This is a genomic window from Micromonospora sp. DT233, assembly GCF_049841815.1.
Classification (GTDB): domain Bacteria; phylum Actinomycetota; class Actinomycetes; order Mycobacteriales; family Micromonosporaceae; genus Micromonospora.
In genome coordinates, this window is the sequence record NZ_JBNCLB010000002.1 from 430425 (window position 1) to 445250 (window position 14826).

Genomic DNA, 14826 nt, shown 5'->3' on the forward strand with positions numbered 1-14826 from the left:
GGGTGTGCTCCCCCCGGCCCCCGCTCACGACCCGACGGGGAGGGGTTGCCGTTGCTGATGCCGGGTGAGCGACCGGACGGCGGGGCGCACCAGCAGCCCGACCGCGAGGAACGCCACCGCCAGGGCGAGCCAGCCCGGCGAGCGGTACGCCACCACCGCCGTCAGCAGCACCGGGCCGACGATGTCGGCTGCGGCCGGCCCGAGGTTGAACGCCGCCAGGTACTCGGCCCGGCGGTCGGCGGGAGAGTGTCGGAAGGACAGCTCCCAGCCGCCCGCGGACTGTAGGAGCTCGCCTGCGGTCAGGACGACCGCTCCGGCGGTCAGGGCGACCACGGCCACCCAGCGGCCGCCCAGCGGCGCTGCGGCGAAGATCATGCAGCAGGCGGAGAGCGCCACTGCGGCTCGCCGCAGCGCCCGCTCGCCGAAGCCGGGGTGCTCACTGCCGCGCGCCGACGCCACCTGCAGCAGCACGGCCAGCACGGTGTTGAGGATGAACAGCAGGGACACCATCCAGTGGGGAGCGCCGCTGGCCAACGCCCAGAGCGGGATGCCGACCGACAACATCATCATGTGCAGGGAAAGGCAGCCGTTGACCATGGCAAGGCGCAGGAAGCGCCAGTCCCGGACGCCCGACGGGTAGCGCCGGCGGCCTTCGGGCGACGGGGAAATCGGCGGCATTCTCAGGCGCAGCAGCATCAGGACGGAGAGCACAAAGGTCAGGGCGTTCCCCAGCATGATCAGTTTGTAGGCCGACAGGCTCTCCGTCGCGAAGATCGGGACGGTCAGGGCCGCGCCGACGGAGTAACCGACGTTGCGCACCGAGCGCATCAGGGCCATCGTCGCCACCCGGTCCTTCGCGCTCATCACCGTGGCCACCACCGCCTGGGTGGCCGGCGAGACGGACCGGGCGGCGATGGTGAGCCCGACGGCGGCCAGCAGGAAACCGGGCAGCCCGGTGACGAACGCCAGCGCGACCAACATCAGGGCACGCCATGCCTGCAGACCGATGAGCAGACGTTTCGTGCCGACCCGGTCGCCCAGCATGCCCAGCGGCACGGAGCCGAGGAACCCGGCCAGCCCGGCGACGGTCAGCACGGTGCCCACGCTGCTGGCCGACAGGCCGATCCCGTCGACGAAGTAGATCACCGAGCCGGCGAGGTAGAGGCCACTTCCGACCGCGTCCGTGACAGTGACGACGATCAGCGTGCGGGCGGACGGCGTGGCCGGCACGTACGCGCGGAGCCATTGCTTCATGCCCATGTCAAGAAGACCCTGAGAAGAAATGACGAAACATTAATGTAACGTCTGTGTGAGAAATTTTTGAAGATGTTAGTGCATGACTGAACCTTGGTGACACCCGCGGGGGCGACGTGTTCGATACGGCTTTGGTGATGGTGGGTTTCGGTGCCGGCATTCTGCCGGATCTCAACGCGATTCTGCCACCCGGCAGTCTGACCATCGTGGAGGATTCGCAGGTCGCGAGGGTCAGACAGGTCCGCGCGCGGATGTCCGCGTTTCCGTGCGTGGCGCAGCTCGTCGAGTCGCCCGTGCAGGACGAGGAGCGGGTGACCGAGCAGGTCCCCCGGTGGCCGCTGCCCGTGGGCGTGAGCGCGGTCCTGCCCGGCCTCGAGTACGGCGTCGTGGGCGCCGCGGCGCTGGCGGCCCACCTCGGCCTGCCCGGCGCCGGGTTGCCGGCCGCGCGGCTGCTGCGGGACAAGATCGAGCTGCGGTCCGCCGCCGATGCCGCCGGGCTCGCCCAGCCCCGGTGGCGCGAGGCGCACTCGGCGGACGACGTGTGCGCCTTCCCGTCGCCGTCCTGTGTGCTCAAGCCGGCCAACCGGCAGGCCAGCATCGGCGTGCAACTGCTGGGGCCCGGCGACGACCGGGCGCAGGCCTGGCGGCGCACGGTCACCGCGCAGGAGCCGCTCATGCGTGCCCCCGACGCACCACCGCCGCGCTACCTGGTCGAGGAACACCTGCGCGGCCCCGAGGTCAGCGTGGAGGCGCTGGTGCGCGACGCCGCGCCGGTCTTCATGAACGTCACCGCCAAGACGGTGCTGCCCGGCCGCCATCCGGTGGAGCTGGGCCACCTGGTCCCGGCGCCGGTCGACGCGCTGGTCGCCAAGTGGATCACGGCGGCGATGGGCGACCTGATCGCCGCCACCGGCTTCGTCAGCGGCACCCTGCACGCGGAATGGATCCTGGTCGACGGCCGGCCGCACCTGGTGGAGTGCGCCGGCCGGCTGCCCGGCGACGACATCGTGCCGCTGATCGACCTCGCCTACGGCGGCAGCCTGGTGGCCGACCTGGTCACCGTCCTGTCCGGCCGCTCGCCCGTGCGCCCGGACCGGGCCGTACGCGGGGCCGCGGTGCGGTTCCTGACCGCCGAGCCCGGCCTGGTCACCACGGTCCGGGGCACCGACGCGGCGCGGGCCACGCCGGGAGTGGTGGACCTGCGGGTCACCGCCGCGCCCGGCGACCGGGTCGGCGCGCTGGAATCGTCCTGGGACCGGGTGGGCCGGGTGCTCGCGACCGGGCCGGACGCCGGCAGCGCCGCCCGGGCCGCCGCCGACGCCGCCGGCCGGTTGGTGCTCGGCACGACCACGGCCCGGGTCGGCGTGCTGGCCGATCCGCGCTCCGCTCTGCGTCGGTGGGCGGATCGGCCCGCCGACCCGCGCGACGACTGGCGCTGGGCCGCCGGGGTCAGCGACGACGTCACCTTCCTCACCGCGGCCGACGGCCCCGCGCTCTGGCTGCGCGGCCCCGACGGGCTCGGCCCCCGGATGGACCCGGTGGCGGTCACCGGTGGCGCGACCGCCGGCCTTGCCCCGCCGGCGGAGCTCGTGGCCGCGGCCCGAGCCGCGCACCCGCGGTTCCTGGCCGGTGCCGCCACCGGGTACGGCTCCCCGGTGACCAGCGCCACGCCCACCGACACCGCCCTGGAGGCGCTGGTCGCCGCGCTGATCCGGCAGGCGCGGGACGACGACGCCACGCCGGCCGTGCTGCACTGCCCGGCCGACGACCCGTTGCTGCCGGCGCTCGCCGCCGCCGGCTTCGCCATCGGAGTCACGGACCTCTACCCGACCCTCGAGCTGCCGGGCACCGGGTTGGCGGACTATCTGGCGGCACTGCCGAAGGGCCACCGCGACAACGCCCGACGGGAGATCCGGCTGCGCGGCGGCGGCCCGGCCCATGTCTTCGTCGGCGAGCAGGCCCGGCCCCACCTGGCCACGGCGGCCGCGCTCAGCGCCAGCGCCTACCGCCAACGGGGTGAAGACGTCGACGACGCCCGGGCGCTACCGATCTACGGTCGGCTGCTCGACGTCTGGGGCGACGACTTCCTGCTCACCCTGGTCAGCGACGAGGCCGGGCCGGTCGCCTGCGCGGTGCTCGTCTGCGGCGGCACCGACCTGCTGCTCTACGGCGCCGGGCTGCTCCTGCCCCGGTCCAGGGCGGTCGCCGGCTACTTCAACGCCGCGTACTACCTGCCCATCGAATTCGCCTACCGACGCGGCCTGCGCCGCATCCGGTTGGGCCCCACCGGCTGGCACACCAAGCGCCTGCGTGGTGCCCGCTTCACGCCGATGTGCTCGGCGGTGCCGGCGAGCGCGGGCGCGCTGGTCGACCTGCTGGCCGCCACCGACCGATGGGCCCGCGCGGAGTTGCGCGGTCTCGATGGGTGAGCAACTGCGCTGGTGGCGCGTGGTGCCGCAGGCGCGGTGCACGCTCATCTGTCTCCCGCACGCGGGGGGCAACGCGACCGCGTTCCGGGACTGGCCGGCTCACCTCGACGAGGACGTGGCGCTCGCGGCGGCCTGCTATCCGGGCCGGCTCGGCCGGTACCGCGAGCCGGCGGCCCGGACGATCGCCGAGCTGGCCGGGCCCCTCGCCGAGGCGGTCGGCCACGTGCCGGGCCCGGTGGTGCTGCTCGGGCACAGCATGGGTGCCGTGGTGGCGCACGAGATCACGGCGCGGCTGGAGGCTGCCGGCCGGCCGCCCCGGCTGCTCGTGGTCTCCGGTCGAGAGGCGCCGCACCTGGTCGAGCGCGCCTCCGGGCCGGCCGACGACGCCGACCTGCTGGCGCAGTGCCGGGCTCTCGGTGGCATCCCCGACGAGGCGCTCGAGGACGCCGAGCTGCGGGAACTCGTGCTGGCCCCGTTGCGGGCCGACACCGCGCTGCTCGACGCCTACGCCACGGCGTCGGCACCGTCGATAGGGACCCCGATCCTGGCCTACCTCGGCGTCGACGACCCCGGCTGCACGCCGGCGCAGATCGACGGCTGGTCGGCGCTGACCACCGGCCCGTTCCGCCGACGCCTCCTGGCCGGCGACCACTTCTCGGTGCTGGCGCGGCCCGGCGAACTGCTCCGCGACCTCTGCGCCCAGCTCTGAGCGGGCCGCACCGCCGCCACCGGCCGCACCCGCCACCGTCACCGCCGGGTCAGGTCACGCTCCCGCGCAGGTCCTCGGCGATGGCGGCCAACAGGCCGGGCCGGGAGGACCGCAGGTGGAAGTGCCCGCCCGGGAAGATCCGCAGGCGCGTCGGGCCGGTGGTGTAGGCGGCCCAGCCCTCCAGCTCCTGCGGGCTGGGGGCGGGGTCGTCGGCGCCGCCGAAGACCGACAGGGGCACGTCCAGCGGCGGGGGCCCGGGCGGGTCGACGAACCGGGGCCGGTAGCGGTCCAGCATCGTCAGGTCGGCGCGGTACGCGGGCAGCACGGTCTCCGCGAGGAGACCGGGCTGTGCCGGCCCGTCGCTCACCCCCTCCGCCGCCGCGTTGTCGACGAGCTCCGCGATCAGCTCCGCATCCGGTCGATCGGCGGACGGCCGCCGCCCCCGGTAGACGTGCGGCGGGCGGGCGCTGCTGACGAAGAGGTGCCGGACCAGGTGGCGCTCGCGTGACCGGCGGGCCAGCTCGAACGCCACCACCCCGCCCAGGCTGTGCCCGAAGAGCGCCCACGGCAGGTCTTCGAGGGGCCGCAACGCCTCCTCGAGGGCCTCGACCAGGGCATCCAGGTCCCGCAACGGCGGCTCCGCCAGCCGGTTCTCCCGGCCGGGCAGCTGCACCGCGCACAACTCGACGCCGGGCGGCAGCCCCTGCGCCCAGTCTCGGAACACGGTGGCGCCGCCGCCGGCGTACGGCAGGCAGAGCAGCCGGATCCGGGCGGCGGCCAGCGGACGATGCCCGAGCAGCCAGCGCTGCGGCCCCGCCGCCGCCCGCGCCGCACCGGGCGGCCGCGCCGGTGCCGCCGACTCGTCCACGGCGGCCGCGAGCCCCGCCAGGTCGGGCAGCTCGAACGCCCACCGGACCGGCAGGTCCACCCCGAGCTGCGCGCGGACACCAGTGACCATGCGCGTGATCAGCAGGGAGTGCCCGCCGAGCGCGAAGAAGTTGTCCTCCACGTCGACCCGGTCGACGCCGAGCAGCCCTGACCAGACGGCGGCGATGGCCCGCTCGGTGGGGGTGCGCGGCGGGGTCCCCGCCCCGCCCGCCACCCGGCCGGCCGTGGGCGTGGGCAGGGCGGCCGCGTCGAGCTTGCCGTTGGCGGTCATCGGCAACCGGTCCAGCACCAGCACGGTCGAGGGCACCATGTGCGCCGGCAGCCAGCGGGCCACGGCGGCCCGCACCTGCGCCGGGTCCAGCTCGAGGTCGGGTGCCGCCGTGACGTAGCCGACGAGGCGGGGCTCGCCGGAGACGTCCGGTCGCAGCGCCGTCGCCGCGCCCCGCACACCCGGGCACGCCATCAGCGCGTGCGCCACCTCGCCGAGCTCGATGCGGAACCCCCGCAGCTGCACCTGGTCGTCGACGCGCCCGGCGAAACAGAGGGAGTCGTCGTCCCGGCGGAACGCGAGGTCCCCCGTGCGGTAGAGCCGCTCCCCCGGCCCCGCGTACGGATCGGGCACGAACTTCGCGGCCGTCAGCGCCGGGCGGCCGAGGTAGCCGCGCGACACCCCGGGACCGCCGACGTAGAGCTCACCGAGGATCCCGGGGGGAACCGGTCGCAGCTGCGGGTCCAGCACGTAGACGCGCAGGTCGGCGAGGGGGTGCCCGATGGGGCTCTGCGGCCTGTCGAGGTCCGCCACCGTCATCACCCGCTCGGTGACGTGGACGGTGGTCTCCGTGATGCCGTACATGTTCACCAGCAGCGGGCACCGATCGCCGTACCGGTCGAACCAGGTGCGCAGGACCGCCGGGTCGAGGGCCTCCCCGCCGAACACCACCAGCCGCAGCGACGTGCGGGGGAAGCCCTGCCGTTCGGCGGCCACGGTCAGCTGACGAAACGCCGACGGCGTCTGACTGAGGACGGTCACCCGCTCGCGCCGCAGCAGGTCCAGCAGGGCGTCCGGGTCCCGACTGGTCACGTAGGGGACCACCACCACCTGCCCCCCGTGCAGCAGAGCACCCCACAACTCCCACACGGAGAAGTCGAAGGCGAAGGAGTGGAACAGCGAGAACACGTCCTCCGCCCGGTACCCGCCCGAGTGCCGGACCGCCGGGAACAGGCGCAGGACGTTGCGATGGCTGACCACGACACCCTTCGGCCGGCCGGTGGACCCGGACGTGTAGATCACGTACGCGGCGGCATCGGGGTCCGGGGCCACCTGCGGCGGGTGCGCCGGCCAGTTCCCGTCGGCACCGTCGTCCAAGGCCAGGAAGGGGACGCTGAGACGATCGGCGTACCGCTGCTGGCCCACGACGAGGGCGCAGCCGGAGTCGGCAACGGTGAAGGCGATGCGGTCGGCGGGGTACGTCGGGTCGAGCGGGAGGTAGCCGGCGCCGGTCTTCAACACGCCGAGCAGCGCGACGACGTAGTCGACGTCGCGGTCGGCGTGGACGGCGACGAGGCGTTCCGGCCCGGCGCCCCGGGCCAGCAGCCGGTGCGCCAGCCGGTTCGCGGCGCGGTCCAACTCCCCGTACGTCATCGAGCGGGTGGTGTCGGTGACCGCGACCCGATCGGGGAACCGGCGGGCCGCCTCGGCGAACCGCCCCGGCAGGTGGCCCTCGACCGGGCACGGCGTGCCGGAGTCGGCGACCCGCCGCAGCGAGGCAACCCGCTGCCGGTCGGAGAGCATCGGCGTCCGGTCCACCCGGACGTCGGGTGCGTCGACCGCCTCCCGCAGCAGGGCCTGCAGGTTGTCGGCCATCCGGCGCACCGTCGGGGCGTCGAAGAGATCGGTGTTGTACTCCCAGCTCAGCTCGGTGCCATCGGCGACCTGTCCCAGGTAGAGGGTGAGGTCGAACTTGGCCGTACCACCGTTTCCCATCGCGCCGCGGTCGATGCGGAACAACTGGTCGCCGCCGGTCGCCGGGGGCGCGGCGTGCGCCCGGGCGGCCAGGACCACCTGGACCACCGGGTTGTAGGCGAGGCTGCGGGGTGGGTTCAGTTCCTCCACGAGGCGGCCGAAGGGCATGTCCTGGCGGGCGAACGACTCCAGCGTGACCTCACGCACCCGGCGGACGAGCTGTCGGAACGTCGGCGCGTCGTCGAGCCGACAGCGCAGCGCCACGGTGTTGACGAAGAAGCCGACCACCTGATCGACCTCCGGTCGGGTCCGGTTCGCCACCGGGGTGCCGATCACCAGATCCGTCCCGCCGGTGTACCGGTGCGCCAGGGCGTACAGGGCCGCCAGCACCACCATGAACGGCGTCGCGCCCTCGCGCTGGGCGAATTCCTGGAGGTGCTCGGCCACCGCCGGGGGCAGCAGGGACGTGTGCACCGCGCCGTGCTCCCGCTGCACCGGCGGGCGTGGCCGGTCGGTCGGCAGCTCCAGCACCGGCGGCGCCCCCGCCAACTGCCGGCCCCACCAGTCGGTCAGTTCGGCCAGCCTCGGCCCGGCCAGCTGCCGCCGCTGCCAGCTCACCCAGTCCTCGTACCGCACGGGCAGCTCCGGCAGCGCCGGGGCCCCACCCTCGCTCAACGCGCCGTAGACCGCGCTCAGCTCGCGAAGGAGCAGGTCGACCGACCATCCGTCGGAGACGATGTGGTGCAGGGTCAGCAGCAGCCGGCTCTCCTGCGGCCCGAGCCGCAGCAGGCACACCCGCAGCAGCGGGCCGGTGGCCAGGTCGAACGCCGCGGCGGCGGCCCGCGACGCCTCCGCCTCGGCGGCCCGCGCCGGGTCCGCCGCCCCGGAAAGATCAATTTCCACCACGGGTACGGACATCGTGGCGGCCGTCCTGCGTGCCGGGCGCCCCCCGTCGGCGACGAACGTCGAGCGGAGCGCTTCGTGGCGGGCCACCAGCACGTCGACGCAGCGTTGGAGCAGCGCCACCTCCACCGCGCCGGGGCAGCTCGCCACCGCCGGCACGACGTAGGCGGTCCCGCCGGGCGAGAGCTGCTCCAGGAACCACAGCCGTTCCTGTTCCCAGGAGAGCGCGTCGTGGTCGGGGGCCCGGCCGATCCGCTGCTCCGACCCGGCGGCGGGATCCCCCGTCGGGGGCCGGGCTTCCCCGGCCCGCTCGCCCCCGTCCAGGTACGGCAGGAGCTCGGCGAGCGTCGGGTGGTCGAAGAGGGTGCGCAGCGTCAGCTTCACCTCGAACTCGGCGCGCAGCCGGGCGGCGATCCGGGTCGCCGCCAGCGAGGTGGCACCGAGGTCGAACAGGTTGTCGTCCGGCCCGGGCAGCTCGACGTCGAGCACGTCCGCCCAGATGTGGGCGGCGCGGCTGAGCAGTGAGGCGGAGTCGGTCTCCGACACGGGGTCCTCCCTTCGAGGTGGCCGTCCAGCCGCGAAGCTCTGGTGGGTCAGCCCGCCAACCGGGCCTCGGCCGGATCGCCGCCGTCCCGCCCGACCGTCGCGTGGCCCGGTATCGCGGCGAGAAGTTCGGCGGTGTACGGATGCTGCGGGGCGGTGAAGAGCCGTTCGGTGTCGCCGGTCTCCACGATCCGGCCCCGGCGCATCACGCAGACCCGGTCGGCGACCTGACGCACCACGGCCAGGTCGTGCGAGACGAAGAGCATGCTGAGCCGCAGCTCCCGACGCAGCTCGTCGAGCAGGGTCAGGATCTGCGCCTGGACCGTGACGTCGAGGGCCGAGACCGGTTCGTCGCAGACCAGCAACTGCGGATCGAGGGCGAGCGCGCGGGCGATCGCGACCCGCTGCCGCTGGCCGCCGGAGAGCTCGGTCGGGCGGCGGTCCAGCACCGAAGCGGGCAGCGCGGTGCGGTCGACGAGCTCGGCGACCAGCCGCCGGCGGGCGGCCCGGTCACCCTTGCCGAACGCGCGCAGCGGCTCCTCGACGATGCGCCGGACGGTCCACCGCGGGTCGAGTGACGCGGCGGCGCTCTGGTACACCAACTGCGCCCGCCGCCTCAGGTTCCGCAGCGCCGTTCGGTCGGCGCGCGTGACGTCCACCCCGTCGAAGAGCACCTGACCGGCCGTGGGCGGGGTGAGGCGCAGCAGCATCCGGGCGACGGTCGACTTCCCCGAGCCGGATTCGCCGACGAGGCCGAGGGTCTCGCCCGCCCCGATGGTGAAGCTGACGCCGTCCACCGCCCGGACCCGGGCACCGCCCGGCATCGGGAACTCCTTGACCAGGTCGGTGACCTGCACCAGCGGAACCGTCTGCGCCGACACCTCCGGCGGAGGCTGCCTCGGCACGGCGTCGGCGAGGCCACGGTTGTCCACGACCAGCCGGGCGGTACGCGGATGACGCGGAGCGGTGAGGATCTGCTGACTGGGCCCGTGCTCGACCACCCGACCGTCGGCCATCACCGCCACCTCGTCGGCGCGGTCGGCCGCGACCGCCAGGTCGTGCGTGATGAGCAGCAGCCCCATGTGCAGCTCGGCGGTGAGCTTCTGGAGGTGGTCCAGGATGCGCCGCTGGACGGTGACGTCCAGCGCGCTGGTCGGCTCGTCCGCGATCAGCAGGCGGGGCTCGCCGGCCAGCGCGATCGCGATGAGGACCCGTTGGCGCATCCCCCCGGACATCTCGTGCGGGTACCGCCGGGCGTTCACCGCCGGCTCCGGCAGGCCGGCCAGGTCGAGGATCTCCTCGACGCGGCGCGCGGCGGCCGCCCGGTCCGCCGCCAGCTTGTGGATCCGCAGCACCTCGGCGACCTGCGCCCCGACCCGCTGCAACGGGTTGAGCGCCAGGTACGGGTCCTGCGGGACGAGCCCGATCTGCCGGCCACGGAACGCGCGCAGCTGCCGATCGGGCAGGTTGGCCAGGTCCTGACCGGCGTACCGGATCCGGCCGCCGCTGATCGCACCGCCCGCCGGCAACAGCCCGATGACCGCGTGCGCCGTGGTGCTCTTGCCGGAACCGGAGCCGCCGACCAGCGCGAGGGTCTGCCCCGGGCGCACCGTCAGGTTCACGCCGCTGACCGCCGGGATCGGGCCCCGGCGCGTGCGGTAGACCACGTGCAGGTCCGTCACCTGCAACAGCGGCGCGGCGGTCACGAGGTCACCCGCCCGCGGTCGTCCAACTGGCGGGCCACCCGGTTGACGGCGAGCACGAGCGCCGCGACCACCAGGCCGGGCAGCGTGGTCAGCCACCAGGCGGTCGCGAGGTAGCTGCGGCCCTGGGCGATCAGTGACCCCCATTCGGGGCTCGGCGGCGCGGCGCCGTAGCCGAGGAAACTCAGCGCGGAGACCGACAGGATCGCGTTGCCCAACTCGAGTGTCGCCATCACGAACACCGGCCCGAACGCGTTGGGCAGCACGTGCCGGCCGAGCACGGCGTACCATCGCACGCCGCTGCTCCGGGCCGCCTCCACGAACACGGCCTGGTTGACCCGGAGCACCTCGGCGCGCATGACCCGGGCGAAGTTCGCCGCAGTCGCCACCCCGACCGCGATCGCCACGTTCATGGTCCCGAAGCCGAGCACCGTCACGACGGCCAGGGAGAGCAGCAGGCCGGGAATGGCCAGCAGGACGTCGACGAGGCGCATCGCCGCGTCGTCGAGCCACCGGCCGACGAAGCCGGCGACCAGTCCGACGGTGCCGCCCAGCAGCAGCGCGACGAGGACGGCGACGAGCGTCGCCCGCAGCGACAGCGACGCGCCGTGGACCACCCGGGTGTACAGGTCCCGGCCCAGCTGGTCGGTGCCGAACCAGTGCGCGGCGTCCGGTGGCTGGAGGCGCTGACTCGGCACGCCCGTCAGCGGATCCCCCGGCGCGAAGACCCCCGGGAGCAGGGCCCAGCCGGAGACCACCAGCACCACGACGACGGCGATCACGAACCCGGGTCGGGACAGCCCCGACCGGGCCGCGCGCCGGATCCACGGCGGTCGGTCCGCCGCCGGCGTCGCCGGGGAAGGGCCCTGCCACGCCTGCGCCGGGTCGGCGGCCAGGGCGGTCGCCTGTCGCGGCTCCGGCCCGGTCATCGCCGCCCCGTCCCCACGTGCGCCGTCACCCTCGGGTCGAGCAGCGGGTAGAGCAGGTCGACGATCAGGCTGACCGCCACGAAGACCACCGCCCCCAGCACCACGACGGCCTGGACCACGGGCACGTCCTGGGCCGACACCGCCGTAGCGGTGAGCCGGCCGACGCCGGACCGGGAGAAGACCGTCTCGACCACGACGGATCCGGCGATCAGGTTCCCGACGACGATGCCGGCGAGCGTCAGCGCGGGCAGGGCCGCGTTGCGGGCGGCGTGCCGCAGATGGATCCGGGCGCGGCCCGCGCCCTTGGCCCTGGCGGTCTCCACGAACGGCTCGGCGAGCGCGGTCCGCATGCTCTTGGCGAAGACCTGCCCCAGCAGCGCCGCCGACGGAAGGCAGAGGGTGATCGCGGGCAGGATCAGCGCTCTCCCACCGCCCTCACCGGTCGCCGGCACCAGGCCCCACCGGAACGACACCACCTGCAACAGCAGCAGCCCCACCCAGAACGACGGCAGGGAGACCGCGGCCGCCGGCAGCGAGAGCAGGGCGTTGCGCAGCGGCCGCCAGCGTACGAAGGTGCCCCAGAGCCCGATGACCGCGCCGGCCGCCACCGCCAGGAGGAGCGCGACGCCGCCGAGCCGCAACGTGAACGGCAGCGCGTCGAGCAGCATGTCCCGCACCTCGGCACCGGTCTGCACGGAGCGGCCGAAGTCGCCCCGCAGCGCCCGGCCGAGCGCGGTCAGGTACTGGACCGACACCGGCTGGTCGAGGCCGTACTCGACGCGCAACGCCTCGAGCTGCTCGGGCGAGTAGGTGTTGGTGTCACTGCCGCTGACCATGATCTCGACCGGGTCGCTCGGCAGCAGGTACAGCACGACGAACGTGACGGTGAACGCCGCCCAGAGCACGAACACCGCCTGGATCGCACGACGTATCAGGTAGCGGGTCATCGACTCGGGTCGGTCTCAGCCCGTGACCCAGGCGTCGTGGAACGTCAGCCGCGAGGACGCGTCGAAGCGCAGCCCGTCCGTCCGGCCGAGCCCGTGCACCTGGGCGAGCTCGAAGACCGGGATCGAGTAGCCGCGCTCGACGATGAGCTTCTGGGCCTCGGCGACGTGCCGGTTGCGCACCTGGGGCTCGGTCGTGGTGGCCTGCGCGTCGAGCGCTTCGTCGAGCGGACCGGGCGCGATCCTGGTGCGGTTGGTCGCCTTCGTGGAGAAGAGGGCCCGCAACACGTCCGGGTCCGCGCGGGTCTGGTTGTACCACAGGAAGTCGTAGTCGCCGGACGACTGCCGCTTCGCCTGCTCGGCGACGGTGAGCTGGCGCAGCCGTAGCTCCACCCCGATCTTGCGCAACTGCTGCTGCACCAGCTCGAGGACGCTCTGACTGCCGTTGTACGCGGTGTTGAAGAGCACCTCGACGCTGAGTCGACGCCCGTCCTTCGCCCGTACGCCGTCCCCGCCGGGAAGCCACCCCGCGGCGTCGAGCCGGCGCTTGGCGCCATCCGGGTCGTACGCCAGCCGCTGGCCCAGGTCGGTGTAGCCGGGCGTGGTGCTGGAGAGGATGCTGGTGGCGGGCCGGTAGTTGCCGCTGAGGACGGTCTGCACCACCTCGGCCCGGTCGATGCCCTGTTGGATGGCCAGCCGGACCGCCTCGTCACCGAGCACCGGCCGGGACGCGTTGGGGTGCAGGTTGAAGGGCACCCCCGGGTTGCCGCGCACCATCAGCCGCAGGCCGTTGCCGTCGGACTGCGGCTCGTCCTGCGGTGGCACGTCGCTGATGGCGCTCACCTGCCCGGACGCGAGGCTGCCGGAGCGGACCCCGGACTCCGGGACGACCTTGTAGACGATCTTGTCGAGCACGGCGTCGCCCTGGTGACCGAAGAGCGCCGAACCCCAGGCGTAGCCCGCGCGCTTGCTGATCGACACTTCCTGGTTGGGCCGGTAATGGTCGAGCTTGAAGGCGCCGGAGCCGACAATGGCACCCTGGCAGCGCTCGTCGGCGCTCTTGGCGAGGCTCGCGTCGGAGAGCAGCCCCAGCACCATGGTCGAGGCGGCCTGCAGGAACTGGGCGCTCGGCCGGTCGAACGCGACCCGTGCGGTGCGCTCGTCCACCACGGTCGTGCCGGTGTAACCGGCGAGGTAACCGGCGCCGAGCTGCGCCCGGGCTCCCAGCTTGGCCACCGCGTCGAGGTTGGCCTTGACCGACGCCGCGCTGACCTTCGTGCCGTCGGCGAACGTCACGCCGTCGCGCAGCCGGAAGGTGAAGGTGGTCGCCTTGGCGTCGACCTGCCAGGACTCCGCCAGCCACGGCTTGAACTCGCCGGTGGTGGGATCCTGGTCGACCAGGGAGTCGACGAGCTGACGACCGATGTTCAGGCTGGCCGTGAGGGTGGTCTGCTGCGGGTCCAGGCAGGTCGGGTCGATCGCCAGGGCGAAGGTGAGCGTGCCCCCGGTCTGTCGCGCGCCGGCGCCGGTGGCATCGCCGGCCGAGCAGCCGGCGCCCAGCAGGGCGATGGCCAGGGCGACTCCCAGGGAACCGCGGAAGGCGGCGACGCGAGGCCGCCGAGACATGTCAGACAAGAAACGACTCCCACAATTGGGAACAACGACGGCCTTTGATGCGCGACGCTGAATCTACCGCCCCCTCTGGTTGCCCTCAACCGTCATTCCAGTCCTAAGTGGATCGACCAAAGGTCGGTCGAAAGCGTCGGTTCATCGGCCCGCGAAAGCCGGCCGGCCGACCGGCCGACCGGCCAGGATCACCGGTCGCCGGCGGCGAGGCCCAGTGCCCGGTCCCGGACCAGCATCACGGCGTCGGTGCTGTCCCGGAGGAAGAAGTGCCCCCCGCCGAACGTCCGCACCTCGAACGCCCCGGCGGTGTGCCGGCCCCAGCCCCGCATCGCCGCCGCGTCGACGTACGGGTCGGTGGCCCCCACCAGGGCCACGACGTCACTCGGCAACGGATCCTCGGCCCGGTACACGTACGTCTCGAAGAGCGAGAAGTCCGCCCGCAACGTGGGCAGCATGAGCTCGAAGAGCTCGTCGTCCTCCAGCACCTCCGGGCTCACTCCACCCACCTCGGCCAGGCGACCCCGCAACGCCTCCTCGTCCCGGTCGTGGTACGGCTCCGTGCTCCGCAGCTCGTCCGGCGGCAGGTACGAGGCGACCATCAACGCCGACGGCAGGGCGGCCCCCCGGCGCCGCAACTCCCGGGCCACCTCGAAGACCACCAGCGAGCCCATGCAGTCACCGAAGAGCACCGTCGGCAGCTCGGCGCAGTCGGTCAACGCGGTGGCCACCTCGGCGGCCACCGCACTCAGCGAGGTCATGGGCGGCTCCCGGAACCGGCTGAGCCGGCCGGGCAACTGCACCGCGCAGAGCTCCACCCGGGGCCCCAGGACCGCCGGCCAGTAGTCGAAGTCGCGCGCGCTGCCGCCCGCCCTCGGCACGCAGCACACCCGCACGGCCGGGTCGTCCACCCGCTGCACCTGCAACCAGCGCGTCAC

Annotated in this window: 9 protein-coding genes; 2 read left to right on the plus strand and 7 right to left on the minus strand. The window is 73.9% G+C overall.

Annotation, left to right across the window (positions count from 1 at the left end; genetic code table 11):
- Positions 1 to 24 precede the first annotated feature (24 nt).
- Positions 25 to 1260, minus strand: coding sequence for an MFS transporter (locus ACLQ2V_RS06115; RefSeq protein ID WP_425717373.1), 1236 nt, complete (start codon positions 1258 to 1260; stop codon positions 25 to 27).
- Positions 1261 to 1505: 245 nt separating this feature from the next.
- On the opposite strand from ACLQ2V_RS06115, the gene ACLQ2V_RS06120 reads away from it, so the two are divergent.
- Both ACLQ2V_RS06120 and ACLQ2V_RS06125 read left to right on the plus strand, forming a co-directional pair.
- Positions 1506 to 3683 carry an ATP-grasp domain-containing protein gene (locus ACLQ2V_RS06120; protein WP_425717374.1) on the plus strand — a complete coding sequence of 726 codons (2178 nt, stop codon included), beginning with the start codon at positions 1506 to 1508 and terminating at the stop codon, positions 3681 to 3683.
- Positions 3676 to 4392 carry a thioesterase II family protein gene (locus ACLQ2V_RS06125; RefSeq protein WP_425717375.1) on the plus strand — a complete coding sequence of 239 codons (717 nt, stop codon included), beginning with the start codon at positions 3676 to 3678 and terminating at the stop codon, positions 4390 to 4392. The genes ACLQ2V_RS06120 and ACLQ2V_RS06125 overlap by 8 nt, the downstream gene beginning before the upstream one ends.
- 49 nt (positions 4393 to 4441) lie before the next feature.
- Here the strand turns inward: ACLQ2V_RS06125 and ACLQ2V_RS06130 are convergent, their stop codons facing one another.
- From ACLQ2V_RS06130 to ACLQ2V_RS06155, 6 genes are all read right to left on the minus strand, one after another.
- Positions 4442 to 8692, minus strand: a complete 4251-nt coding sequence (locus tag ACLQ2V_RS06130) for an amino acid adenylation domain-containing protein (protein ID WP_425717376.1) — start codon at positions 8690 to 8692, stop codon at positions 4442 to 4444.
- 47 nt (positions 8693 to 8739) lie between these two features.
- Positions 8740 to 10395, minus strand: coding sequence for a dipeptide ABC transporter ATP-binding protein (locus ACLQ2V_RS06135; protein ID WP_425717377.1), 1656 nt, complete (start codon positions 10393 to 10395; stop codon positions 8740 to 8742).
- Complete coding sequence (locus ACLQ2V_RS06140; RefSeq protein WP_425717378.1) at positions 10392 to 11321, minus strand: ABC transporter permease; 930 nt, start codon at positions 11319 to 11321, stop codon at positions 10392 to 10394. Before ACLQ2V_RS06140 ends, ACLQ2V_RS06135 begins: the two co-directional genes overlap by 4 nt.
- Positions 11318 to 12268, minus strand: coding sequence for an ABC transporter permease (locus ACLQ2V_RS06145; RefSeq protein WP_425717379.1), 951 nt, complete (start codon positions 12266 to 12268; stop codon positions 11318 to 11320). Before ACLQ2V_RS06145 ends, ACLQ2V_RS06140 begins: the two co-directional genes overlap by 4 nt.
- 15 nt (positions 12269 to 12283) lie before the next feature.
- Positions 12284 to 13891: an ABC transporter substrate-binding protein gene (locus ACLQ2V_RS06150; protein ID WP_425717380.1), complete on the minus strand. Its 1608-nt coding sequence runs from the start codon at positions 13889 to 13891 to the stop codon at positions 12284 to 12286.
- Between the two features lie 188 nt (positions 13892 to 14079).
- Positions 14080 to 14826: a thioesterase II family protein gene (locus ACLQ2V_RS06155; protein ID WP_425717381.1), complete on the minus strand. Its 747-nt coding sequence runs from the start codon at positions 14824 to 14826 to the stop codon at positions 14080 to 14082.